The 25,627-nt window shown below is 40.7% G+C and carries 18 protein-coding genes; 17 read left to right on the top strand and 1 reads right to left on the bottom strand.

Annotation, left to right across the window (positions count from 1 at the left end; genetic code table 11):
* Window positions 1–81: 81 nt before the first annotated feature.
* The 3 genes from V7K98_RS04990 to V7K98_RS04980 all read left to right on the top strand — a co-directional run bounded on the left by V7K98_RS04990 (window position 82) and on the right by V7K98_RS04980 (window position 3,794).
* Window positions 82–336 carry a DUF7219 family protein gene (locus V7K98_RS04990; protein ID WP_335019723.1) on the top strand — a complete coding sequence of 85 codons (255 nt, stop codon included), beginning with the start codon at window positions 82–84 and terminating at the stop codon, window positions 334–336.
* A 109-nt stretch (window positions 337–445) separates the two neighbouring features.
* Window positions 446–1,906 carry a hypothetical protein gene (locus V7K98_RS04985; RefSeq protein WP_335019722.1) on the top strand — a complete coding sequence of 487 codons (1,461 nt, stop codon included), beginning with the start codon at window positions 446–448 and terminating at the stop codon, window positions 1,904–1,906.
* 154 nt (window positions 1,907–2,060) lie between these two features.
* Window positions 2,061–3,794, top strand: coding sequence for an iron uptake porin (locus V7K98_RS04980; RefSeq protein ID WP_335019721.1), 1,734 nt, complete (start codon window positions 2,061–2,063; stop codon window positions 3,792–3,794).
* Between the two features lie 179 nt (window positions 3,795–3,973).
* Here V7K98_RS04980 and V7K98_RS04975 read toward each other — a convergent pair whose 3' ends face one another.
* A complete protein-coding gene (locus V7K98_RS04975) occupies window positions 3,974–6,130 on the bottom strand; it encodes a GumC family protein (RefSeq protein WP_335019720.1) in 2,157 nt (718 codons plus the stop codon).
* A 1,304-nt stretch (window positions 6,131–7,434) separates the two neighbouring features.
* On the opposite strand from V7K98_RS04975, the gene V7K98_RS04970 reads away from it, so the two are divergent.
* From V7K98_RS04970 to V7K98_RS04905, 14 genes are all read left to right on the top strand, one after another.
* On the top strand, window positions 7,435–8,787 hold the full coding sequence (locus V7K98_RS04970; RefSeq protein ID WP_335019719.1) for a glycosyltransferase family 4 protein: 1,353 nt from the start codon (window positions 7,435–7,437) through the stop codon (window positions 8,785–8,787).
* Window positions 8,788–9,574: 787 nt separating this feature from the next.
* Window positions 9,575–10,003 (top strand): hypothetical protein, encoded by a 429-nt coding sequence (locus tag V7K98_RS04965; protein ID WP_335019718.1) that lies wholly within the window; start codon window positions 9,575–9,577, stop codon window positions 10,001–10,003.
* A 31-nt stretch (window positions 10,004–10,034) separates the two neighbouring features.
* Complete coding sequence (locus V7K98_RS04960) at window positions 10,035–10,880, top strand: ABC transporter permease (RefSeq protein WP_335019717.1); 846 nt, start codon at window positions 10,035–10,037, stop codon at window positions 10,878–10,880.
* 15 nt (window positions 10,881–10,895) lie between these two features.
* Window positions 10,896–12,173, top strand: coding sequence for an ABC transporter ATP-binding protein (locus tag V7K98_RS04955; RefSeq protein ID WP_335019716.1), 1,278 nt, complete (start codon window positions 10,896–10,898; stop codon window positions 12,171–12,173).
* A 19-nt stretch (window positions 12,174–12,192) separates the two neighbouring features.
* Window positions 12,193–12,723 (top strand): acyltransferase, encoded by a 531-nt coding sequence (locus V7K98_RS04950; RefSeq protein WP_335019715.1) that lies wholly within the window; start codon window positions 12,193–12,195, stop codon window positions 12,721–12,723.
* Window positions 12,724–12,982: 259 nt separating this feature from the next.
* Window positions 12,983–14,020: a Gfo/Idh/MocA family protein gene (locus V7K98_RS04945; RefSeq protein ID WP_335019714.1), complete on the top strand. Its 1,038-nt coding sequence runs from the start codon at window positions 12,983–12,985 to the stop codon at window positions 14,018–14,020.
* Window positions 14,017–15,126 carry a DegT/DnrJ/EryC1/StrS family aminotransferase gene (locus V7K98_RS04940; RefSeq protein WP_335019713.1) on the top strand — a complete coding sequence of 370 codons (1,110 nt, stop codon included), beginning with the start codon at window positions 14,017–14,019 and terminating at the stop codon, window positions 15,124–15,126. Before V7K98_RS04945 ends, V7K98_RS04940 begins: the two co-directional genes overlap by 4 nt.
* On the top strand, window positions 15,126–16,133 hold the full coding sequence (locus tag V7K98_RS04935) for a hypothetical protein (RefSeq protein WP_335019712.1): 1,008 nt from the start codon (window positions 15,126–15,128) through the stop codon (window positions 16,131–16,133). Before V7K98_RS04940 ends, V7K98_RS04935 begins: the two co-directional genes overlap by 1 nt.
* A gap of 14 nt (window positions 16,134–16,147) precedes the next feature.
* Window positions 16,148–17,116, top strand: a complete 969-nt coding sequence (locus V7K98_RS04930; RefSeq protein WP_335019711.1) for a methionyl-tRNA formyltransferase — start codon at window positions 16,148–16,150, stop codon at window positions 17,114–17,116.
* Complete coding sequence (locus V7K98_RS04925; RefSeq protein WP_335019710.1) at window positions 17,106–18,080, top strand: NAD-dependent epimerase/dehydratase family protein; 975 nt, start codon at window positions 17,106–17,108, stop codon at window positions 18,078–18,080. The genes V7K98_RS04930 and V7K98_RS04925 overlap by 11 nt, the downstream gene beginning before the upstream one ends.
* Window positions 18,073–19,275 (top strand): DegT/DnrJ/EryC1/StrS family aminotransferase, encoded by a 1,203-nt coding sequence (locus V7K98_RS04920; RefSeq protein WP_335019709.1) that lies wholly within the window; start codon window positions 18,073–18,075, stop codon window positions 19,273–19,275. Before V7K98_RS04925 ends, V7K98_RS04920 begins: the two co-directional genes overlap by 8 nt.
* Before the next feature lie 221 nt (window positions 19,276–19,496).
* The gene (locus V7K98_RS04915; protein WP_335019708.1) at window positions 19,497–22,520 is read left to right on the top strand and encodes a N,N-dimethylformamidase beta subunit family domain-containing protein; all 3,024 of its coding nucleotides are present in this window, start codon (window positions 19,497–19,499) and stop codon (window positions 22,518–22,520) included.
* 26 nt (window positions 22,521–22,546) lie between these two features.
* Window positions 22,547–23,575 (top strand): hypothetical protein, encoded by a 1,029-nt coding sequence (locus V7K98_RS04910; protein ID WP_335019707.1) that lies wholly within the window; start codon window positions 22,547–22,549, stop codon window positions 23,573–23,575.
* 169 nt (window positions 23,576–23,744) lie between these two features.
* On the top strand, window positions 23,745–25,622 hold the full coding sequence (locus V7K98_RS04905) for a glycosyltransferase (protein WP_335019706.1): 1,878 nt from the start codon (window positions 23,745–23,747) through the stop codon (window positions 25,620–25,622).
* Window positions 25,623–25,627 lie beyond the last annotated feature (5 nt).

Here is a 25,627-nt window from a genome sequence, read left to right as displayed (position 1 = left end):
CATAGGTTTTATATCAATGAGATTTTCACAAACATAATAAGATTAAAACCATGTTAATCACTATTATTCAGAAGTAAATTAATGATACAACCAAATTATCAAGATAAAAATAGCTTTCTCTGCCCTCGGAGTAGCTACCACGGTCAATGCAAGCCGGAGAACCTAATATTTAATGCCAACCTCCAAGAATTTACTCAAAAAATTAGCTATATCACTTGTTTAGAAACTAGTGGTAAACTATCTCCAGAAATAGCTTTTTGTCAAATTGAGGCACTCTGGAAACAGTTAGAAGATAGTAAAAATAAGCTAAAAATTGGTAGCGATTTAGTTGACTAATCATGATGTGTAACAATAGCAATTCATTGATTAGTAGCCTGAGAATGTTTAAACATCTAAACAGAGTTTGAACTTGTAAAAAATCATTTGAGAACCCTAAACATATTTTATGAAATCAAAAGAGACGATATTTGTTATTCCGACTCATCGACTCAGAGATGTAGCAGAGACCATCGAAAAGTATGATGAGAATTTCCGAGCAAATGGTCATGCGGTAAAAATTATCGTTTTTGACGATTCCAGTATTGCCAATCATGAGAAATATTACCCACTCTTGGAGCAGACTAAGACAGTCAATGATGTGTATTATGTCGGCCCCCAACAGAAAGAGCAATTTATTACATTTTTAAATGAAAGACTTCGCGATCGCAAGCTAGAATCACTCGTCAAAAACTTATTCAGACCTAGTTACGGAGGGAATCGCAACTTCACCTTAATGTATACCCTTGGTCATTTAATGGTCAGTGCAGATGATGATATGCGACCAGATGCGTTAATTGAAACTAGCCCAGAATCTTTAACAGGCGATGAAATATGTCGAGGAAAATTAATCAAGTCCACTCAACAAGGCGGCTATGTCCATAAATCTTTTGACTTACTCACGGCTTTTAGTGATGTTCTAGGTAAAAGAGCTAGCCAAGTACCAGAAAACTTTGAGGCTGGAGAATTGGTTGTTGATACAGCAATGGATTTAGAAACCAATACAACCAAAGGTTACTTTCGAGAAAATAGCCTCGTCTTACAACAGGGAACAGTCTTGAATAATGCCATCGTCAAGATTGCTCAAACTTTTCGCACAGGAACTAATGATATTGATACACTTGATTTTATTCACATGTATCTCAATGATGAAAATCAAATCAGTCCTAATGACCTGAATGATTACTATATTCTGACTAATTTTCGACCTGTCATTACCAATAAAAACTGGAGAATGGATTGTGGAGTTGCTGGATATGATAATCAGCTAGGTTTACCACCATTTTTTCCAACTAGGCTCAGATTTGAAGATTATATCTATAGGATTTGGATACAACAAGAGGGTATTGCCGCTGCACACGTTGATGCTGTTCAGAACCATATTAGAAATAACTATATGCGTAATCCTCTCGCTAGTGAACTCTTTAATGAGGAAATATGCAGCCTGCTGAAAAAGAAGATTAAAAGCAGTGTTTATCATCTCGATGACCTGGGAATCAAGTTTGATTACTCTGGCGAGGTTACATTGCAAGACTCTGAGGAAATATTAGAAAAAATCTCTGTTATCCACCGCCAGGTAGTTAAAGCCTCAATGTCTGCCCAGAATGAAGAACGTAAGCAATCACTTCAACTATTTGCCGAGAATTTATCGAGAGTATTTTATGGATTTGAACCAGACTTTTTTCAGCAAAACGTTTCTAGAATCATTGATGATGTCATTAGCCAATTTCACGGTTCTCTAGAAATATGGCCAACTCTAGTAGAAATCTGTTACTTTTATAAAGACAAAAAGGATTTACCACAAATCAGGGTTAAAAACAAGAAGGTAAAGTCTAGAAATGCTGCCAACTCTAGCGAAATTATCCTATAGCTGTAACCTTTGTTAGGTTGCAATATCTTGCAGCGATCGCTATTAGGCAGATTGTGTTTCTGTGAAGAGTAACAGAGTTCAATTTGTAGGTTCTTGTTATCTTTTTCTTGAACCCATTGATTTGGAGTATTTTTTGAGAAAGGAAAATAAAAAAATGTCTCATCTATTGTGGAAAACGCTGGTACTCAGCCCAGTAGTTTTGGGAGTGATGGTGTTGGTTTCCGCTAAGGCTATGGCTACTGGAGTAGCAGCCTCTTCTGAAGATATAAAGCTAAAAACTGCTCAGGCAGAAGTGCCAAAAGCTTCTGATGCTTCAAGATTGATCCAAACAGAGCAACCAAAAGTCGCTCGGCTATTAATTGCCCAAAAGACTGATGACAATCAGGTTTTAGAAGAAGTTAACCGCTACAGCAGTGAGGGTAAGAATCAAAATTCCCTGTCTCAAGTCACATCAGTTTCTCAGTTTTCTGATGTACAACCGACTGACTGGGCATTCCAAGCTTTGCAATCCCTGGTTGAACGCTACGGTTGTATTGCTGGATACCCGAATTCCACTTACCGAGGCAATCGGGCACTGACTCGTTATGAGTTTGCCGCAGGTTTGAATGCTTGTTTAGATCGGGTTAATGAACTGATTGCCACTGCAACTGCTGACTTGGTGACAAAACAGGATTTGGCGACTCTCCAGCGTCTGCAAGAGGAATTCTCGGCCGAACTAACAACTTTGCGTGGTCGAGTAGATGCCGTAGAAGCACGAACTGCTCAACTGGAAGCGAATCAGTTTTCTACTACCACAAAATTGGTGGGTGAAGCTATTTTTGCCGTCACAGATAACTTTGGCAAGAACGACAACAACAATACTGTTTTTCAAGACAGGGTGCGCTTAGATTTGCAAACCAGTTTCACAGGTAAAGATACCTTGCATACTAGGCTTGCTGCTGGGAATGCAACTCCCTTGTCTTTACGAAATGGCACATTTGAAGGGACTCAAACCTTTAACCTGTCTCCTACTACCAACAACGGTGTTTCTGTAGACTGGTTGTCCTATTACTTCCCCCTTGGCAACTCCCAAGTTTACGTAGCTGCTACTGGAGGTATTCACAGCGATTACGTTCCTACCGTCAACCCATACTTTGAGGATTATGATGGCGGTAACGGTGCTTTGTCTACTTTTGCCTCCGAAAGCCCAATCTATCGGATTGGCGGGGGTGCCGGTGGCGGTGTTAACTTAGCCTTTGGTAAAGGTGGCGGTGGCTTTCAACCTTCATTAACCCTTGGTTACTTGGCATCTCAAGCGAATAACCCTGGTGTAAATACGGGTTTAGTTGACGGTAACTATGCTGCTTTAGGACAATTGAATTTAAAAGTAGGCGATCGCATCACCTTAGCTGCAACCTACGTCCACGGTTATCATAATGGTGGTACTGTTTTATTCGATGCAGGCTCTGCAAGTACAACAACTGGTGTAGTCGGTACTGCACAAGCTAACCTTGTCGGTGCTGGCAATCCATATATCAGTAATTCCTACGGCTTTGAGGCTGCTTTCAAACCAAGTGAAAAACTGTCGATTAGTGGCTTTGCACTTTACAGCGAAATCACAGGACTTGGTGCCAATGATAATGGTCAAGTTTGGAGTTATGGAGCCGGGTTAGCTCTACCAGACTTCGGTAAGAAGGGCAACGTTTTAGGACTTTTCGCAGGTGTTGAACCTTATGTTGGAGGTAATTCTGGTGATAAGCCTTACCACTTTGAAGGTTTCTATAAGTATCGCGTAAGCGACAACATCTCCATCACACCTGGGGTAATTTGGTTAACAAATCCTGGTCAAATTGCTGGCAACAATGATGATGCAATCATTGGTACGCTGAGAACTACTTTCACCTTCTAAAGGTTTACAGCAATTGGCAGTAGGGAGCATAGATGTCACTGGTGTCATATTGAAGCTAAAACCACTTTAAAACTTCGTTTCCAGCCCGTAGCTAGAAACGAAGTTTTAAACTACTGGCACGAGTAAAGGAAGTGGAGCCTCAATTAGATATTGAGTTAAAGGTTGGAACTATGACAATCCTAATAACTGTTGACGTTGCTCTTGTGACCGTTACTAACCATACCTAATGCATTCATCTGGGAAAATCTTAGATGATCTAAAGTTTTCTGTATCATTGAAGAGTCTGTTTTGTCGAGCTTTACCACTAGCAATATGCCATCAGTATAGGGTGCTAGCAGACTAGTATCAGCTAGTCCCAAAATAGGGGGAGAGTCATAAATCACCAAGTCAAAAGCCTTATGGAAATCTATCATTAGTTGCTTCATCTTTTCAGACGAGAGCAGCTTTGTAGGATCGGACGGTATGGGCCCAGAAGTTATTACAGATAATTGATTCATTGAGGGTAATTGTCGGATTACCTCACTCATTGGCAGGTTTGCCGAGATTAAATTGCTTAATCCCCATAAGTTATTTAAACCTGATAAGTTGTGAATCTTGGGTTCGCGTAAATCAGCATCTACAAGTAGTACTCTTTGTCCCATACCTGTAGCTACCTGAGCTAAATGGAAGGCAATGGTAGATTTACCATCACCAGGCATCGCTGAACTAATAATGATGGAAGCAATAGGGCGCTCGGAACTCAGGAATTGGACATTTGTATAAAGTACCCGCAAAGCTTCTAGAAATTTTGCTGAATAATTGCTATGGACTTGATGTGCAAACCCAGGAACGCCTTTAAGAATGGGATTTAGGATTTTGGTTATCGAGAATTTTCGTGTGGAGATGCGATCTTGAAGGCTTTCGACTTGCTTTTCAAATGGAATATTTCCTAACAACGGTAGTTTAACCTTCCCTTTGAGTACCTCAACGCTATGGTAGGTATTATCAAGCTTTTCCAGCAGTAGAGCAACACCGATTCCTAAAGCTATACTTGCAATCAATCCTGGTATTAAATAACGTTTGATACTCGAATCAGAGATAGGGAATTTCGGCTTACTTGGTGCCTCAAGTAACTGCCAACCAAGTTCTGTCTGAGATTTCTGAATTTGGAGATTTTCACGAGTAGAGAGAAAGCGATTCAGGCTCTCGGTTGCCACCTGTAATTTTCGCTGCAATTCAGTATATTGTCGTGCCAATATTGGCCATTGTTTGCGCTGGAGTTCAATTTTCCTTTCCACTTTAGCAAGCTCTTGGCTTTGTACTTCTAGAGTTTGAAGTTGAGTTGTTACTTCTGCAATTTTTGTACCCAGAAAGCGCTGCTCTTCGTTCTTTAGCAAAGGCAAGAGGCTTTTCCGTTTCTGTTTCAATGTTTTAATGGTTGGGTTATTATCTTGCAAACGAGTTGACTCTGTAGCAATTTGAACGTCTAGTTGCCGTACTTGTCCCAATAGCTGCTGATACAAAATAGCATTATTTAGCACAGCCAGCTTGCCATTTTGTTCTTGCAAAAAAGAGAGATTGGCGCGAATCTCTGCGATTTTTCCGTCAACTACTTGTCGTTGCTGAGACAAGCCGGTGATTTGATTAACAACTTGTTCAGACTGGGCAGCTGGATCAACAAAGTCGTACTTTTGCCGGAACGTTTGCAGTTCTTTCTGAATTTGATCAACTCGATTTTGGATAAATGGCAGTTGTCTTTCAACGAACTGAATACCTTGTTGCAAAAGTGTTTGCCGCTTTTCGCGACTGTAATCTAGATAATTATTCGCAATTAGGTCTAGTACAACTTTAATTTGATTCGGATCTTGGCTTTGATAACGAACTTCTATAATCTTGGTTTCAGCAAACCGAGAAATTGTTATGTTTTTGAGCAGTGTGTCATAGCTAATATCTGGATACTTAGCTTCTAACTGCTTTACAATCTTTCCCATCAATTGAGGACTCTTAAGAACCTCAATTTGACTTTCGTAATCTAGACCAGACTTGCTTATGTTAGGCTCTTTGACAATATCCACCACTTTGGTGTCATCATTTACAGGTTCCACTAACAGCCGAAAATTGCCCTGATATACTGGTAGCTGCCGATTTAATATCAAGGTAACAAACATAACTGTCGTTAGAGTAATAGTTACCCCTGCAATCACTAGCGCTCGTCGCCGCAAAACACTCAGAAGTTGTAGAAAATTCCAATCATTTTCTTCGCCTTCAGATATGGGGAAAGGCTGAGGCTGAAGAAATGGAGTTACAGAGTTACTATTCTGGTGATAGCTTGGGGATTGAGAAGAATGATTCTCCATCTATTTAACAATATAATACGTATTAATTTAGCTACAATAAATGTGGCTATAGGCTTTAGTAATACTACGTAAGTAACTACACAGATGTTTATTATTAACCATGAGAGTGGAAAGCTTGCTTTGCTAGCACAACATGTCATTAATGGGAGGTGGTAATCAAAATTTTGATTATCTGTCGATCTTGATTCATCTCTCAGGTTAATTTTAACTCTTATGCTTAAGTGTACTTAGTTGTAACTTTTAAAGTTATAGACTTTTCAAGATTCTAACTGATTAACTAGTAATAATAACATCTTTATTTTAAAGTATACATTTTTTTAGTCCCTTCTTATGGTTTAAGCCAAAATTAGTTTCCAATTGTATCAAATTTATACTTTGATACCGACGATCAATCTGTTAATATCAATCTAGTACCGTGCGGCGTAAATGCTTATACCATTTTTAAGTCTTGCAGTCCACCGAATTTTCATAGGTCTGCTTACTTCCGCCAAGCTGTACTAGTAGTACTGCAAAAGGGAATAATTATACTTAATAAATTTACAAATTTTCAGAAATAAAAATTTATATCTGGGTAAAGCAACAGTATCGAAAGATTGACAAATTAGACACCAAGTACGGCACTAAAAGCTATAAAAAAATAGGGATGCGAGACGCGTTACTAATGACGGGCACTAATCACTAAGGACAGAAAGACTGATAATTTATGTCATCTCAGATTTAGGATTCAGATAATTTAATTTAATCTATAAGTCCTAAACGACTACTTTTATGAAGTTTCCGTTCGCCATATTATCATAAAGATAAATTTTTGATGAAATGTATGGGTAAATTTCAAACATCCTTTTGTCATGGTATCGTTATAAGTAATTACATGATGACAACATCAAATATTAGTACTATATTCAGTATTGTTATTATGTAATAAATATTGCTTAACAAAATGTGGAATTAAGTAAGTGACAAAACCCAAAATTCAATTAGCATAATTTCGCCAATTCCTTTAGCCGACGTAAAGCTCATAGTAGCCGTTTAGAATGAATTATTTTTTCTTGTGTTCCCATCTCCTAAAATCTCGTGTATACAAAGTCAAATGAGTATAAACCCTTATTAAGCAACTAAGTTCCCAGATATATCTGTGAATACAAGTAGGCTTGATGTATACCAATAAATTAATCTTATTAATAACTTTGCCTGGAGCAGATTGAAAATATTTGTTAATTCAGGGAAGTAAGTGTGTGTAATTATTAATGGCTTGAGCAATTCAGTAGTGTCTTTAAAAGGATTTCTACAGAAGGGTATAACTGATGAGACTTAATGAATGGATTAATCAAAAACTTTTACAATCCATTTCTACTCGATTAGATGTTAAAAATGACTATTCTCTAAAAACCCAGCAATCCATCAAATTGTCTGTAATCACTCAGTTTTTCCCGCCAGACTATGCTCCTACGGGACAGTTGATTGATGAACTGGTGAAGCAGTTAGGGCAGCAAGGAGTGGATATTGAGGTTTTTACAAGTCAGCCAGGATATGCGTTTGACTCTCAAGCTGCGGCTTTAGCTGTTGAACGTATTGGTAGAATCCGAATTCAGCGATCGCGCATGGCGCAACTTTGGCCGGGGCGAATTCGTGGTAAAGCTGTTAATGGTGTCTTATACACCTTGCGGGCTTTACTATATATGCTCCGAGCTTGGAGACGTAGCAATGTATTATTAGTAACTACAGCTCCTCCATTTTTGCCAATTATCGGATATCTGGCTTACCTATTGTTCCGACTTCCCTATGTTTGCATCCTCTATGATCTTTATCCCGATATTGCGATCGCACTAGGAGTAGTTTCCAAGGATAACTGGCTGGCACGGTTATGGCGGGCTATTAACAAACAGATTTGGCTAAATGCTAAGGGAATTGTGGTTCTTAGCCCAGCCATGAAACAGCAAGTGCTAGCGAATTGCCCACAAGTAGCCGATAAGATTTCGGTAATTCATAGTTGGGCAAACCCGGAATTGATTGTGCCAATTGCCAAGCAAGAAAACTGGTTTGCCTTAGAGCATAACTTAGTCAACAAATTTACCGTCCTCTACTCTGGGAATATGGGGCGTTGCCATGATATGGCAACTATCCTACAAGCTGCTCAACAACTGCAAGATGAGCCAATTCATTTTGTCTGTATTGGTGGTGGGGCGAAACGGGATGAATTGATTCAAGAAGTGAATCAATTAGGACTGAAAAACTTTACATTTCTGCCCTATCAAGACAAGCAGGTGTTGCCCTATTCTTTAACAGCCTGCGATCTGTCACTAGTTAGTGTAGATGCATCAACCGAGAGTTTAGTCGTTCCTAGTAAGCTTTACTCAGCTTTAGCATCTGGAAGACCGATAGCAGTGATTTGTTCGCAGTATTCATACCTGAGACAACTGGTTGCCGAAGCCAACTGCGGTAGCACCTTTGAGAATGGAGACAGTAATTCTCTAGCTCAATTTATTCGCTTACTCAGCCGCGATCGGCAACTGGGAGAGCGTATGGGCAAAGCAGGTCGTCAGTATTTGCGATCGCATTTCACACCTAAGATTATCTCTCAGCAATACCTTGATGTTTTGCAGCAAGCAATACTACCTGATGCTGTGATTACCATGTCTCAAAGCCATACAAAATAGTTCTTTGAGAAATTTAAGTACGATTGGTGCAGGTTCTAAAGACTTTCACCCTCATCCTATTCTCGAAGATACATTCATTCTCCCTTGCCCTTTCCTCCTATACCTACCAGTGAAAAGGTATTAGCGGGGTCAGTTATGCAAAATCCAGGTATTTATCGGAAGTATTTGCCATTATCTTTTGAGTCTGGCAGTACTTTCTAAATATTTGGAATATAAGGGCAATAAGCAAAATAGAAAGTACTCTTTTACCAGATAATTTACCTTTTTTTTAGCTAGATTCATGCTCTACTTTAAATAAAAAATATTGCATATTAAATAATATTTAACTCATTGGAGGATTATATTATTGAACTAGAAAAATTCTCAAAAGTGATCGATAATAACAGCTATTAGTAAGACTTATAACTTTTTATAAGCCGTAGTATTCTCATGATTAAACTATTAGCAAAACATATCAAAACTAGTTTTATTTTATGATTGTAATAAGTTGGATTAAGATAATATAAAGTAGTCAAAGCTATGTTATGCTTTAAGACATATTGATAGTTGTAAATAACACTTTCGATACAAGTTAGGTAATCTTATTGCCTAATGACGAGGTTAAACTTGTTGCCAAATTTCAAAGAATAAATTTTTGATTTTAGAATATTTTTCAATCAGCTTAGTTTAATTAAATAGAACTTAGTTTTTTACTTTAGGAGATGAGCTTCGATGGTCTTTTTGATCTCAGTTCCTCCAACGTAACCTTCCGAATTTCACTGTTTATTTACTGAAGTGGGAGGTCAAATTGCAGAGAAGGTGTGACCGAAATCGGAAACGTTCAAAACGGCGTGATATCTATTGTCCCAATCATGGCTGTTACCTTGAAAGCAGGAGTCAAAAATATCAATTGTTTGCCGACCAAGCAGGACAGTTGCAGCAACGGGGCATGAGTCGCCGGAGTGCATTGATGCTGGTAGCAAAACAAACTACAGTTAGTATAGGAGGAGAATGGTTGGAAGCCTTTTGGTGTGACCACTGTCAGCAAACAAAGTGGTATCACGTGTGTAAGTCAAACGAACGCACCTATAAAGTTTCTCTAGCGCCACAAGAGCTTTGGCAGCAAGTAACAGGAGTAATCAATCCTGAAGGAAACCCTTCTGTTGGAGAATTTACTCGCAAGCAGGCAAAGATGCTTAACTATCACAACATCAAAGATTTTCAATTTGTAAATTAATGCTTAAAAGCAGTGGTCTTTAATCAATATTATGAGTAGTAAAGGAATTAGCTCAAAACCAGAATTGGTAATTGAAGCTGGACGTAGTGAAGAGCAGTATTGGAAAGACCTGTGGCGCTATCGAGAGCTATTTTATTTTTTAGCTTGGCGTGACATTCTAGTGCGCTACAAACAAACAGTAATTGGTATGCTATGGGCACTAATTCGACCATTTTTGACAATGATTGTGTTCAGTGTCATCTTCGGAAATTTGGCCAAATTACCTTCAGAGGGAACAGCACCTTATCCAATCCTGGTATTTGCTGCTTTGCTACCCTGGCAATTTTTTTCTAGTTCTTTAAGTGAGTGTAGCAATAGTCTAATTACTAATGCTAACTTGATTTCTAAAGTATACTTTCCGCGCTTAATTGTGCCTGCGAGTTCAGTAATTGTTAGCTTCGTAGACTTTCTAGTTTCTGCGATAATTCTCTTAGGGCTTATGGCCTGGTATAATTTTGTTCCCACTTGGCGGATATTATCATTACCCTTATTTATAAGCATTGCATTTGCTGCTTCATTGGGAGTCGGGCTGTGGTTGGCAGCTTTGAATGTGGAATATCGAGATTTCCGCTATATTGTGCCATTTATTGTGCAGTTTGGTCTATATATATCACCCGTCGGTTTTAGTAGTAGCGTTGTGCCAGAACAATGGCGTTTGCTTTATTATTTGAACCCAATGGTGGGCGTTATTGATGGCTTTCGCTGGGCAATCTTAGGAGGAGAGTCCAAACTTTACTGGGCTGGATTCGCACTATCTCTAGGACTAGTTGCTCTATTACTAGTAACTGGCATTTGGTACTTCCGCAAAATGGAACGGACATTTGCTGACGTAATTTAGTAAGGAACTGTGCAGATGTCTGAGAATATGATTAGTGTTGAGAATTTAAGCAAAAAATATATTATCGCTCACCAGCAAGAGCAAGAAATTCGCTACAAAGCATTACGGGATGTAATTGCCGATGGTGCTAAATCTTTTGCCAAGGCATTTACCAAACCTGGGGGCAAAAAAATGCCCAACCCAAAGCGAGAGGAATTTTGGGCACTAAAAAATGTTTCCTTTGAGATTCAACAAGGCGAAGCTATTGGTGTTATTGGACGCAATGGTGCTGGCAAATCCACCCTCTTGAAAGTTCTGAGCCGGATTACCGAACCAACAACGGGACGTATCGGTATTAAAGGGCGGGTAGCAAGCTTATTAGAAGTAGGAACAGGATTTCACCCAGAACTTACGGGACGAGAAAACATTTATCTTAACGGTTCTATTCTGGGAATGAGTAGAGTCGAAATTAAAAAGAAATTTGATGAGATAGTAGCATTTGCTGAAATTGATAAGTTTTTAGATACGCCAGTAAAACGCTACTCATCAGGAATGTATGTCCGCCTTGCTTTTTCCGTTGCAGCCCATTTAGAGCCAGAAATTTTAATTGTCGATGAAGTTCTAGCTGTGGGTGATTCGGCATTTCAGAAGAAGTGCTTAGGGAAAATGGGTGATGTAGCCACCAAAGAAGGACGAACAGTTTTATTCGTCAGTCATAGTATGCAAGCTGTTAATCAACTCACCAAACGTTGCATACTGCTTTCTAAAGGTAGCATTCAGTTTGATGGTCATACTGGCAAAGCAGTACAGTTATATCTGGCTAGTGACAAAGATGATTCTGTATCACCCGGTTATTACCAAGCTCCTGTTAACAAAACTGGCAATCATGTAGCTTGGGTAAGGGCAGACACATCTGAGGGAGAAGGAATTCACTGTTGGGGAAAACCGATTACCTTTGAGTTTGCCTTACACGTAGAGAAACCCCATGAAAGTCTATGGTTTTCGTTTCAAATAGTAAATGCCCTGCAACAGCCTATTAATATTTTTTGGTTTTTCTCTGATGCGCCTTTTCGTCATCAGCGAGGAACTCATGTTATTCGATGTGAAATACCCAAATTGCGACTTTATATGGGTTCATATACCTTAACAACATGGTTTTCTGAGCGGCGCAGCGAAACTCTACTAGAAAATCTGAAGGAGATTTGCCCGTTTGAAGTGACTATGCATACTTTTGAGCGTCCAGAGTATCAATGGCAAGCTAATGAGTGTACTTATTTAGAAGATGCTATTTGGCAAACAGTAGAAAAGTATTAATTTGAAGGCAGATTGGGTAATGGCTGTAAATGATGATGTCAGGTTAGGCACAAACGTCAAGATTTTTCATCCTCATCTTGTAAACCTATACGGTTGCATTATCGGTGATGATACGAAAATTGGTACATTTGTGGAGATTCAGAAAGATGTCACGGTAGGAAATCGGTGTAAAATTTCATCCCACAGTTTTATATGTGAAGGTGTTGTCTTAGAAGATGAAGTGTTTATTGGTCATGGAGTGATGTTCACTAATGACCTTTATCCTCGTGCAACCAATGAAGATGGCAGTTTAAAAACTGAAGATGATTGGTATACAGTCAAGACTTTAGTGAAGTGCTGTGCATCCATTGGTAGTAATGCCACAATCCTACCAGGTGTAACTATTGGTGAAAAAGCGATCGTCGGTTCTGGAGCAGTTGTAACTCATGATGTTCCTGATTATGCAATTGTAGTTGGAGTCCCCGCCCGTATGATTGGGGATGTGCGCGATGAGCTACGTCCCGCAGTAGGCGATCGCCAAAATTTAGAAATATCAGCTAGTAGTTTGTGAAAGCCTTAAGTTTTGTACGCAATCTATTCATAGATATTGAGTAAATTATTGGTGGATTTTAAAGCCTTACAAAGATAAAAGTAATTTACAATTCACCTAGAAACTAAGCTAATCGTCATTCATTTTTCCAGAATGATTCGCTTTTAGTAAGGGCTTCAGCCCTGCTTTTATGCAACTTAAATGCTGATTAGCTTAGGATCGTCTTTTAGTGGCATTGGTTAATAATCCATAAAAAATAAATTTTGATTAGTTAAAAACAATGGCAAATATTATTAATATCGGTGTTATCGGCTATGGCTATTGGGGCCCGAATCTGGTAAGAAATTTTGTAGAGATGCCAGGAGTTCAGGTTAGAACAGTCAGTGATTTTAACCCACAACTATTGGCAAAGGTGCAAACTCGTTATCCGACAATTCAAGTCACTAAAGATTGTCGAGACATATTTACAGATCCTAAAATCGACGCTGTAGCGATCGCCACGCCAGTTTCAACTCACTTTGAATTAGCTTTAGCAGCATTGCAGGCTGGTAAACATGTCCTGGTAGAAAAACCAATGACAACTACCTCCGAGCAAGCAATGCGGCTGATTGAAGAGGCAGAAAAACGCAACCTAGTCTTAATGGTCGATCACACCTTTGTGTATACGGGTGCTGTACGCAAAATGCACGACTTGATCGCCACTAACTCCTTGGGTGATATTTACTACTATGATTCTGTACGCGTCAATCTGGGACTTTTTCAGCATGATGTTAATGTAATCTGGGATTTGGCAGTCCACGATCTCTCAATCATGAGCTACCTACTGCCATCCAAACCTTATGCTGTCTCAGCTACAGGCATTAGTCATGTTCCTGGAGAACCAGAAAATATTGCTTACTTAACCTTATTTTTTGAAAAGAATCTCATTGCTCACATCAATGTCAACTGGTTAGCACCAGTAAAAATCCGTCGTACATTGATTGGTGGTAGTCAACGGATGATTGTTTACGATGACTTAGAGCCAAGTGAGAAAGTCAAAATTTACGACAAGGGGATTACAGTCAATGGGAACTCCGAAAGCGTGTACCAAATGATGATTGGCTATCGCACAGGGGATATGTACTCACCCAAGTTAGATATGACAGAAGCATTAAAAACAGAGGGATTGCACTTCATTGATTGTATTGAAAAAGGCGATCGCCCAATTACTGATGGAGAAGCAGGACTACGGGTAGTCAGAATTCTCGAAGCTGCATCCCAGTCTCTCAAGCAGCAAGGCCGATTAATTGAACTGAATGTGGCAGAGGTAGCAGCATGATTCCATTTGTAGACCTAAAAACTCAATACCTGAGTATTAAAGACGAAATTGATACTGCCGTCTTGAAAGTACTTGCAAGTACACAATTCATCTTAGGCAATGAAGTCAAAGCTTTTGAAGAAGAGTTTGCTGGTTACTGCAATGCAGACTATGGCATTGCTGTCAATACAGGTACTAGCGCCCTTCATTTAGCATTATTAGCGGCTGGCGTTGGTGCTGGTGACGAAGTGATTACCGTACCTTTCACCTTCGTTGCAACCACAGCAGCAATTTGTTATACCGGAGCCACACCCGTTTTCGTAGATATTGACCCTGTTTCCTACACAATAGATGTTACCCAAATTGAAAAAGCGATAACAGAACGCACCAAAGCGATTCTACCAGTCCATTTGTACGGTCAACCAGCAGACATGGAGCCAATTTTAGATATTGCTCGTCGTCATGGTTTAGCCGTTATAGAAGATGCCGCCCAAGCTCACGGGGCTGAGTACAAGGGGCAGCGCGTAGGTAGTATCGGTGACATTGGTTGTTTTAGCTTTTACCCAGGTAAGAATTTAGGGGCTTACGGCGAGGGAGGTATGGCAGTAACCAATAATCCTGAATATGCCCATACTATGGGAATGCTGCGCGACTGGGGTCAAGAGCGCAGGTATCATCATGTCCTGAAAGGTTACAACTATCGCATGGATGGTATTCAGGGAGCGATTTTACGGGTGAAGTTACGCTACATCGAAGAGTGGACAGAAGCGAGAAGAAGGCACGCAGCCCAGTATGACCAACTTTTGGCAAAATCTGGGGTGAGTATACCTACTGTCATGCCTTACAGCCGTCACGTTTACCATGTCTACGCCGTGCAAACGCCTCAGCGAGATGCCCTACAACAAAGTCTGCAAGAGCAGGAAATTCAGACAGGTATTCATTACCCAATTCCAGTACATCTGCAAGCAGCTTATTCAGACTTGGGCTACAAGCAAGGTGACTTTCCTCACTCAGAATTAGCTGCTAATACAGTACTTTCGCTGCCTATGTATGCAGAACTTACACCAACACAAATTAATACTGTTGGAGAAAGTTTTCAGAGCATTCTTCAGGGAGTAACTGTATAATGTCAGATTCTCGCCCTGGTTTAAACCCTCAACGCCTCATCAGGCTGATTCAGCAGGCGGTTGATCGTTGTGATTTGCAACTTGATAATTTAACTGTACTTACAGAAGCTGCGACAGGAGCTTATGCAGTGACACCCATAGTAGCAGCGATCGCCGGGGCAAAAAAGGTGTTCGCGCTGACTCGCACTACTCGTTATGGGACTATAGAAGCAGTCAAAGCTCAGATACTAGAACTAGCTGAACTAGCAGGAGTCAGTGAGCGGCTGGAATTCATCACAGAAAAAACAGAAGATATTGTCGCCCAAGCTGACATTATCACTAATAGCGGACACATTCGCCCCATTGATCCAAAAATGATTGGCTGGATGAAGCCTACAGCAGTCATTGGTCTAATGTACGAAGCGTGGGAGTTTAGACCAGAGGATGTAGATATCATAGCGTGTCAACATCGAGGCATCAAAGTAGTAGGTGTAAATGAACGCCACCCCTCAGTAGATGTATTTTCCTTCTTGGGAATCATGGCAGTCAAGCTCTTACTAGATCAAGGAATTGCTGTTTATACAAGTAATATTTTATTGTTATGTGATAACCCATTTAGTTCATTTATTGAACGTGGTTTAGTAAATGCTGGAGCTAATGTAGACACCATTGATAATATTGCCGCAGCACCTACAGACAAAACCTATGATGCGATTTTAGTGGCTATGCAACCACGCCCAGATCCAGTATTAACTGCTAGAGATGCCAGTATCATTGCCAAGTATTGGCCAGGAACCCTTGTAGCCCAGTACTGGGGAGACATTGATCGAGCAACCTTTGCATCTTATCAAATACTAGTATGCCCAGAAGTTGAGCCAAAACTAGGACACATGGCTATTCTGCCCTCAGCAGTAGGGCCAGAACCGATTATCCGTCTGCAAACAGGTGGGCTAAAAGCAGCAGAAGTTATTTATCGACAATCCTTACAGGATAGCAACTCAGCGATGGCATTTGTACAACTGCTATGAGTACTAGGTGTTAAATGTTTAATGTATTGTTAATTGGGATAGGTACGACTACCTTAAGTGCCCTAGAATCCCTAATGTCTAAGTGCCATGTTCAAGGAGTGGTACGAAATATCTCTGAAGATGATCCTGTGATTAGTTTGGCTCAACAAGCTAACATACCCATATTTTCAAATACATTACAAAGAGAGATTAAATCGCTTATTTCAAAATTTCAGCCAGATTGCGTGGTAGTTTCTTCCTATAATCAAATCTTGCCGGCATCATTAATTGGAATGTCTACATTTATTAATGTCCATTATTCTCCTTTGCCCCAATATCGGGGTCGTGCAAATGTGAACTGGGCAATTATTAATGATGAACCTTCTGCCGCAATAACTATACATAAACTAGAACCAGAATTGGATGCAGGAAATATTTTATTTCAACAACTAATTCCGATTAAATTTGATGATACAGTCGCTGATTTATACGAAAACCTCAATAAAATCCAGCAGCAAAATTTAGGAGAAATAGTTGTTAAGGCGTTAGAGGGTTATGCAGGTGTAGTACAAAATAGTAATGAGGCAACTTATGGTTGTACTCGTCTTCCTGAAGATGGTGAAATTAATTGGTCAGATTCGACTACAAAAATTAGTAGTTTGATTAGAGCATTAGTTTCTCCATTTCCAGGTGCTTACACATACTTCCAGGGGAAAAAACTATTAATTTGGAAAGCAAAGCCTGTAGACAAACCCCTTACTTATGTAGGACGCATACCTGGTAGAGTTATTAGTATATCTAAAACAGAAGGTTTTATCGACATCCTCACAGGTGACAGTATACTCAGAATTTTTGAAGTGCAATTTATCGGTGAGGAAAGGACAGCCCCAGCAAATATAATCAAGTCTGTAAAAAGTACATTTGGACTACATGGATCTGATTTACTCAATCGTATTCAAACTTTAGAAGAAGAAATTATCAAACTAAAAGAAAATGCAAAATAAACGAATTTTAATTACAGGTGGTGCAGGTTTAGTCGGTTCCCATATTGCCGATTTATTGGTAAATGAAGGAGTCTCAGAGATTATTGTTTTAGATAACTTCACCCGTGGACAACTGAAAAACCTTGCTTGGGCAAAAGAACATGGCCCTTTGGTAATTGTAGAAGGCGATATCCGGGATCAAAAACTTCTTGGTGAAGTTATGCAAGGCGTGGATATAGTCTTTCATCAAGCAGCAATCCGCATTACGCAATGTGCTGAAGAACCACGTCTAGCTTTGGAAGTTTTGGCAGATGGTACTTTCAACGTTTTGGAAGCAGCAGTGAAAGCCGGGGTAAAAAAGGTAGTCGCCGCCTCGTCAGCCTCAATCTACGGCATGGCAGAGGAGTTCCCAACAACTGAATCTCATCACCCTTACAACAACCGCACTATTTACGGTGCAGCAAAGGTCTTTAACGAGGGCTTATTACGCAGTTTTTACGATATGTATGGGCTGGACTATGTAGCATTACGCTACTTTAACGTCTATGGGCCGCGCATGGATATTTACGGTGTATATACTGAAGTATTAATTCGCTGGATGGAGCGCATTATTACAGGTCAGCCACCACTGATTTTTGGTGATGGCAAACAGACAATGGACTTTGTATATATTGAAGACATTGCCAGAGCGAATATTTTAGCTGCCAAAGCGGATGTTACTGATGACGTGTTTAATATTGCCAGTAATGTGGAAAGCAGCCTGAATGACCTAGCCTATAGTTTGGCTAAAGTCATGGGGTCAGATTTACAGCCAGAATATGGCCCAGAACGCAAAGTCAACCCCGTAGCACGCCGACTGGCAGATGTGACCAAAGCCAAACAATTGCTGGGTTTTGAGGCGCAGGTATCTCTAGAAGAGGGATTGCGTCGGTTAGTCAGTTGGTGGCGCGAACAGAAATTGGCAAAGGAAGCAAGCAATGTCTGAGAAAATGCAGTCTATCCCGATCGCTAAACCTTGGATAGGTGAGGCTGAGGCTGAAGCAGCTAGCCGTGCGATTATGTCTGGTTGGGTAACACAAGGGCCAGAAGTCGCCGCTTTTGAGCAAGAGTTTGCAACTTATGTAGGAGGAAAATATGCTTGTGCTGTCTCCAATTGCACCACAGCATTGCATCTAGCGCTATTAGCTGTAGGTGTGCAACCTGGGGATGAAGTGATTACCGTCAGTCATTCTTATATTGCCACTGCCAACAGTATCCGTTACTGCGGTGCAATACCAGTGTTTGTGGATATTGAACCACAGACATACAACATTAATCCGATGTTAATTGAGGATGTGATTAGCGATCGCACCCGTGCCATTCTGATTGTCCACCAGATCGGGATGCCTTGCGACCTCAAAGCCATCCTGGATATTGCCCACCGCTACAATTTGCCAGTTATTGAAGATGCAGCTTGTGCGATCGGTAGTGAAATTCTCTGGGATGGACAGTGGGAAAAAATTGGCAAGCCGCATGGGGATATCGCCTGTTTTTCCTTCCATCCTCGCAAAGTCATCACCACAGGTGACGGTGGGATGCTTACCACAAATAATCCCGAATGGGACAAACAGTTTCGCCTCTGGCGACAACATGGAATGAGCATCCCCGATACTGTCCGCCACGGAGCGAAACAGGTAATATTTGAGTCATACCCAGCCCTGGGTTACAACTATCGCATGACTGATATCCAAGCAGCAGTCGGGCGAGAACAACTCAAACGTCTACCAGAGATTTTGGAACGGCGGCGTTATTTGGCAGAGCAATATCAGGAAAAGCTAGCAGACGTGCCGGGATTAAAGTTACCAACTCAGCCAAATTGGGCAAAGAGTAACTGGCAGAGTTTTTGTGTCCGGCTAACAGAGAAATATGACCAAGTAAAAGTAATGCAGGAAATGTTAGATGCTGGCATTTCCACGCGACGCGGGATTATGTGCGCTCACCGTGAAACTGCTTATCAAAATGAAGCTTGGTCATGCGGAGTTAAGCCAAAAACTTGTGAGTGTGAAATTGGAAAGTGCGATCGCCTTTCTGAGAGTGAACAAGCACAAGATCATACTGTCTTACTACCCCTGTTTCATCAGATGACTCAACAGGAACAGGATTATGTAGTGAAAGTTTTGAAAATGGCTTGTCAGATTTAGGGAAAAAAATTCCTTTGGTGGAAATTGCTTCCAGACGTGTATCTACTTGAGACGACAAACTTATACCAATTTGAATAATTTTTGCGACACATTAATTTCTTACTAGAGAACATTGACTGTGCCCCTATCCATCCATAACATTCTTTTTTCAAATTGGTATGAGAACCTCTCCTGACAACATTTTAATTATCCGTAGTAATTAAACTTCATAGGAAATAGCTATGCCTCTACTTTTTACCAATCAAGTACCAAGTGTTCCAAATAAGACTGATAACGTTCCCTACGAATTAGGGATGGAATTCCGCAGTGCTACAGGGGGACAGATTACCGCCATTCGCTTCTGGAAAGCCGCTAGCGAAACAGGAACTCATATTGGCAAAATATGGAATGCAACGGGAACACTCTTGGGAAGCGTTACTTTTACTGGCGAGACGGCTTCTGGCTGGCAGAATCAGGTTTTGACTACACCAGTTAACATTCAAGCTAATACGACTTATGTCGTTTCTGTCAACGTCAAAAAGTATTATGTCTTCACTAATGATGCGCTGGCCAGTTCCATAGTCAATGGCGATCTTAGCTCAGTAGCAGATGGCAGTAACGGAGTGTTTAATAGCACTGCTGGAGCATTTCCAACTAATTCCTACCGCAATACTAACTATTTTCGTGACATCAACTTTGTGGCTGTTGTCCAGCCAACAATTACCAAAATTAGCGGCGATAATCAGACTGGTGCAGTGGGAACTGCCTTACCCAACCCCTTTGTTGTTCAGATCAAAAACAATGCTGGTAATGCCCAATCTGGGGTGACGGTGAACTTTGCTGTTACCAGTGGCGGAGGGTCAGTCTCGCCCGCTAGTGCAGTAACCAATGCAAGCGGTCAGGCTAGTACCATCTTAACGCTGGGAGCTAGTCCTGGGGCGACAAGTTCTGTAACTAATACCGTAAGTGCGACAGCCACCAACATAGGTAGCGTTACCTTCTCTGCTACTGCCAACCCCCCAGTGAGCATCCAAAATGTCTTGACAACTCAAGTACCGGATCTTCCGAATTTCACTGATAACGTTCCCTACGAATTAGGGATGAAATTCCTCAGTGCCAAAGGAGGACAGATTACCGCCATTCGCTTCTGGAAAGCCGCTAGCGAGACAGGAACTCATATTGGCAAAATATGGACGGCAACAGGAACGCTCTTGACAAGCGTCAGTTTTACTAGCGAAACGGCTTCTGGCTGGCAGAATCAAGCTCTGGGCACACCACTCAGTATTCAAGCTAATACAACTTATGTGGTTTCTATCAACGCAAATGCCTATTACGTCATCACTTCTGATCAGCTTACCAGTTCCATAGTCAGTGGTGATCTTAGCTCAGTAGCAGACGGCAACAATGGGGTGTACAATACGACTCCGAATTCTTTCCCAACCAGTTCTTATCGTAATAGTAACTACTATTGCGACATCGGCTTTGTTGTCGGTAGCACCTTAATTAAAGTCAGTGGCAACGGTCAGACTGGTGCGATTGGAGCGACTCTGCCCAATCCCCTAGTCGTGCAAGTCGTAAACGCTCAAAACAGTCCTCAGTCAGGGGTGACGGTTAACTTTGCCATTACTAGTGGCGGAGGATCAGTCTCTCCCACCAGTGCAGTAACTAATGCTAGCGGTCAAGCAAGTACAACCTTGACGCTGGGATCGGTTCCTAGCGCACCTGGAGGGGTTGTAGTCACAGCGACGGCATTAGGCATTGGCAGTATAACCTTCTCAGCTTCAGCGACTCCAGTAGGAGGCGGTAATCCTATCTATTTGGAAAACTTAAATGCCGGCACAACTAACTGGAAGCTTGACAACCGGGGTAGCAATCAGATCGCCGGCTATGCCTCGGCGACCAGTGTCAATAAAGGGGAATCTCTGGATATTAAGGTTTCCCTTGGACAAGCGGGACAGTATACTATCGATGTGTATCGCTTGGGCTACTATGGTGGCACAGGAGGAAGATTGATGGCCAGCAGTGGCCCGCTCAATGGTACGCCTCAAGCCGCTTGTACCCAAGACTCCACCACCGGACTGACCGAGTGTAACTGGACAACTTCCTACGTCTTGCAGGTAAGCAGTAACTGGACTAGCGGTATTTATATCGCCAAGCTGACTGACCAGACGAGTAGCAAAATAGCGCACGTGTGGTTTGTCGTCCGCGATGATAGCAGTACTGCTGAAATTTTATTCCAAAGCGCTGTTTCTTGCGTCCAAGCATATAATACAATGGGCGGTAAAAGTTTATACGACTTTACCAGTCCGAGCGGGAGAGCTTACAAGGTTTCCTTTGACCGTCCATTTTCCCAGGCAACCTATCAAGAGTCCACTGAAACCGACTCTCCCCTACGATGGGAATACAATATGGTGCGCTGGCTGGAATCTCAAAGTTACAATGTTACCTACACAGAGAGCATACAGGTTCACACCAATGGGCAAAAATTGCTCAATCATAAAGTATTTCTGTCTGTGGGTCACGATGAGTACTGGTCTAAAGAAATGCGCGATGCTGTTGAAACTGCTCGCAATAATGGAGTTAATTTGGGATTTTTCTCTGCCAATACTTGTTACTGGCGAGTGAGGTTTGAAAATTCTACCCTCGCTGCTGGGCAAATAAAGCCCAACCGAGTGATGACATGCTACAAACAAGATTGGTCATTAGATCCAGTCGCCCAGCAGCAGGGTTCATCAGTAGCCACTAATAAATTCCGCAGTTTCCAGAACCAGCGACCAGAAAACGCCTTGTTAGGAGTCATGTACGGTAGCGACACCGATCTTTATGGTGGTTTTAATTTTGTTGTAACTAACAGCAGTGATCCTTACTATGCAAACACGGGACTTAAGAATGGGGATCAACTGACTTTATTAGTGGGCTACGAATGGGATTTTATCGTGAGTAATGGGTCTTCTCCTGCCGGACTAGTCACCTTGTCTCAGTCAACAGTCGTACCTTCTACCTTATTGCCAACCTTCGACGAACCACCTAACGAACCAGGTCTCCCTGCCAACCAAGATTTTACCAAAGCATATTCAGCCCGCTACACGGCTAGTAGTGGGGCTAAAGTCTTTGCCTCCGGCACCATTCAGTGGGCGTGGGGGTTAGATAGTGATGGTGTCACCACACCTAGGGAAGATACTCGCGCCAAGCAAATGACTGTAAACGTTTTAGCAGATATGGGAGCTAAACCCCAAGCACCAAATGCAAACCTCATTGTTCCTTAAAGCATCACACACACAGGAGTACAAAAATGACACCACTGCAACGTCGACAATTTGGCAAGTTAGTAGCTGCCAGTTTGACTTCCACTGTTGTTGCCGACATCTCTAGTAAGGCGTTTGCTCAACAAAGCGACTCAAGTGAGGAGTCTCTTTTTGGAGTAAACATCTCTAGTGTATCCAATATTACATCGGATACTCGAAATCGAGAAAGTCAAACTCCATCGGTGGAACTGAATACTGCTACTCTGCCGACAGGAAAAGTTATCTCTGCTAATCAGCTAGCTCAAAAAGTTGTTTCTGCTGTTTCTGTTGTTTCTAAAGTTACTCTGCAATCTCTGCCCGTTGAGAATCTATCGGCTGTAAAACAAAAACCTCAACCTCGGGCCTTCTTTTTAGCTGACTCTGACCGGATTGCGAAAGCGGTAGTACTTGGAGATAAAACTGTTGTAATTGCTACAGTATCTAGCACGAGAAATGGTGAGAACAACTATCTTACGTATTCTGTTGGAAGTGCTAGTAAGGGCCAATTCACAGCGAAAAAAGTACTAGATTTCGAGAATCCTGATCAAACTCTTGAAAGTTTGGTAAGTCTTCCCAATAATCAACTTCTATGCTTAATAGGAACTAGGGGCATTCCACCTTTTTATCTGAAAACGATCGATTTCACAACTGGAAAAATTCTTTCTAGTAATGATCTGTCCCTACCCACACTACCGAACAACCATAGATTCGCTAACCTATGCCAAGATGCCAAGGGAAATATTTTCGCAACCGAGATCAGTTCGGAAGGTATCCCCATTTTAATCTCGATGAACTTGCAGGAGAAGGCCACAGTTACCGGCAAGGTCAAAATTAAGAGACTGATCACACTGTCTATTAATGGACAGCCTCTTATCAACGATGTTAAAGATTTGGGCTTTTCTGCTTCTGGCCAACTGTATGCGCTTGCTACTGACAGTAGTAGAAAAAACAATGTTATGTATACAGTAGACGTGGGAACTGGCAAGATGGAATCAGTAAAGAACTTTGCAGTCGAAAAGTTTGTGTTCTCTCCCTAGTACTACAACGAGCCTTTGAATAATCTCCTGCTGTAAATTTTCACCTATTTCTCCACTCATGTGGAGAAATAGGTGAGAAAAAGAACCATCAGAAGGACTTGAAAAAGGCGCGTCAGTTTTGAATATAATTTATTGCCCAATATTAAATAGTAGTTAGCAAAAAAAATATATGGATAATACCAAAAAACCAAAGCTGGTATTTTTTCAATTTAAGCAAATTAGTGTGCCTAAATTTGTGCTGCTACATAGACAACAACATGCTAAATGTCTATCAGAATTCTTTAACGTAATTGTAATTAATGAAGATTGTGACTACCAACAGATATGTGAAACATATCAACCAGACTTAACACTTTTTGAAAGTGGTGTTAATTATCGAGGTTGTCAACGGCTTAATATTAAAAATACTAATGCTTACCAAGAAGTACCCAAACTGGGATTTCATAATGGGGACTCTTGGTGTGAAGCCCGTGCAGGGTTTTTATCTGATATGGAAAGTTGGGGAATAGAAACTTTCTTTTCTATTTGTACTACTACATCTGAACACACACCAGACATTGCTGAAAACTTATTTGTATGGCCAAATTTTATAGACACTGACATATATCAAGATTATGGTCAAAGTAAGATAATCCCCTTACTGATTACAGGTCGCCAACACGTGCTTTATCCTTGGCGAGAACGAGTTAATAAGATTGTTACTCAACATTATCCCTCACTAATTTGCCCTCATTTAGGCTATGACGATGAACGTGCTACATTAAGAATGTTGTATGGCGAACAATATGCCAGAACAATAAATGCTTCTTGGTTTGTACCAACCTGTGGTTCAGCAGAAAAAGAAGTTGTTCGCAAACATTTTGAGATACCTGCATCTAAGTCTTGTCTCATTACAGAAAAAACTCCAGCTATTGAAGCCGCAGGCTTTATAGATATGCAAAATTGCGTGTTTGCTGATGAAATAGATGTATTAGATAAGCTTGATTATTTATTTAAACACAAAGATGAACTTGAAAAAATTACCAATGCCGGATATCAGCTTGTTCATTCTCGCCACACTTTAAAACAGCGAGATGAAATTTTTCAATGGTTTAATCTCTATAAAAATATCAAACCTACGCAAAAGATTATCCAGACAAATCCTTTTCAGCCACTGACTATTGTAGAAAAATCATTAGGAATTCAAAATTCTCACATTATATGTGATGGATTAGTTATACAGCTTTTACGCCAAGGAGATGAAAAACTATTAGCTGGGAAATATGAAGAAGCAGAGTCATTGTATCTCAAATCTTTTACCTATATTTCTTGGATGCCCGAACCTAAACTAAAGTTAGCACTGTGTAATCTTTACAAAGGAAACGCAGAAAATGCTCTCTCTTGGATTATTCAACCAATTAGATATACTCTTGAGGAGTACAAGGCCTTAGATCCTGATCCAGTAGAATGGGCTTATTTGATTATTTGCCTCCTTTGTCAAGGAAAGTTTGATGATGCTAGAATCCGTGCTGATCAGTTTCCACTGCTTTTTCATCCTGAACTAGCTCGTATTCGTTGGGTAATGAATTTTCTCCAAAATCAGGGAGAGAATCTTCTTGAAATGGAAAGTGAATTATCAAAACCACGTTATAGTATCCACAAACTTCCTCACCGAAGTTTTACTGATTGGATTAATAATCTATGTATTTTACTTCAAGCCTGCCAACAATTTACTTTGGCAGAAAGATTGAGTAATGCAGCTTCTTCAAGCTATCAATCTTTAGCAAAAAAAGAGAAAAATTACAAGAGTCCAAGACTAGTATTACGCAACTATCTATTATCAATCCGTTTGAATAGGTTAAATTTTTTAAACAATATTTTTGAAATACTCCATATTCCCAATCCGAAACCAAGTTTACCACCAATTTCAGATGTAGAATATCTCATCAGATTAGCCAGAGTGGTCAAAAGAGAGTTATTGAAACAATTTATTAGAGTAGCCGGAGTATTCAAAATAGAGTTTTTGAAAAAACTGTTTGTTAGATATGTAAACTATATCAAGAACTAATGATA

Source organism: Nostoc sp. (genome assembly GCF_036917435.1).
Classification (GTDB): domain Bacteria; phylum Cyanobacteriota; class Cyanobacteriia; order Cyanobacteriales; family Nostocaceae; genus Nostoc.
This window is presented reverse-complemented; position numbering and strand designations above follow the sequence as displayed.

Bases quoted from the DNA above. Each gene is read 5' to 3' on its own strand.
- V7K98_RS04975 (WP_335019720.1), bottom strand. From the start codon at position 6,130: ATGGAGAATCATTCTTCTCAATCCCCAAGCTATCACCAGAATAGTAAC.
- V7K98_RS04925 (WP_335019710.1), top strand. From the start codon at position 17,106: ATGCAAAATAAACGAATTTTAATTACAGGTGGTGCAGGTTTAGTCGGT.
- V7K98_RS04910 (WP_335019707.1), top strand. From the start codon at position 22,547: ATGACACCACTGCAACGTCGACAATTTGGCAAGTTAGTAGCTGCCAGT.
- V7K98_RS04920 (WP_335019709.1), top strand. From the start codon at position 18,073: ATGTCTGAGAAAATGCAGTCTATCCCGATCGCTAAACCTTGGATAGGT.
- V7K98_RS04905 (WP_335019706.1), top strand. From the start codon at position 23,745: ATGGATAATACCAAAAAACCAAAGCTGGTATTTTTTCAATTTAAGCAA.
- V7K98_RS04950 (WP_335019715.1), top strand. From the start codon at position 12,193: ATGGCTGTAAATGATGATGTCAGGTTAGGCACAAACGTCAAGATTTTT.
- V7K98_RS04945 (WP_335019714.1), top strand. From the start codon at position 12,983: ATGGCAAATATTATTAATATCGGTGTTATCGGCTATGGCTATTGGGGC.
- V7K98_RS04940 (WP_335019713.1), top strand. From the start codon at position 14,017: ATGATTCCATTTGTAGACCTAAAAACTCAATACCTGAGTATTAAAGAC.
- V7K98_RS04990 (WP_335019723.1), top strand. From the start codon at position 82: ATGATACAACCAAATTATCAAGATAAAAATAGCTTTCTCTGCCCTCGG.
- V7K98_RS04930 (WP_335019711.1), top strand. From the start codon at position 16,148: ATGTTTAATGTATTGTTAATTGGGATAGGTACGACTACCTTAAGTGCC.
- V7K98_RS04935 (WP_335019712.1), top strand. From the start codon at position 15,126: ATGTCAGATTCTCGCCCTGGTTTAAACCCTCAACGCCTCATCAGGCTG.
- V7K98_RS04980 (WP_335019721.1), top strand. From the start codon at position 2,061: ATGTCTCATCTATTGTGGAAAACGCTGGTACTCAGCCCAGTAGTTTTG.
- V7K98_RS04915 (WP_335019708.1), top strand. From the start codon at position 19,497: ATGCCTCTACTTTTTACCAATCAAGTACCAAGTGTTCCAAATAAGACT.
- V7K98_RS04960 (WP_335019717.1), top strand. From the start codon at position 10,035: ATGAGTAGTAAAGGAATTAGCTCAAAACCAGAATTGGTAATTGAAGCT.
- V7K98_RS04985 (WP_335019722.1), top strand. From the start codon at position 446: ATGAAATCAAAAGAGACGATATTTGTTATTCCGACTCATCGACTCAGA.
- V7K98_RS04970 (WP_335019719.1), top strand. From the start codon at position 7,435: ATGAGACTTAATGAATGGATTAATCAAAAACTTTTACAATCCATTTCT.
- V7K98_RS04955 (WP_335019716.1), top strand. From the start codon at position 10,896: ATGTCTGAGAATATGATTAGTGTTGAGAATTTAAGCAAAAAATATATT.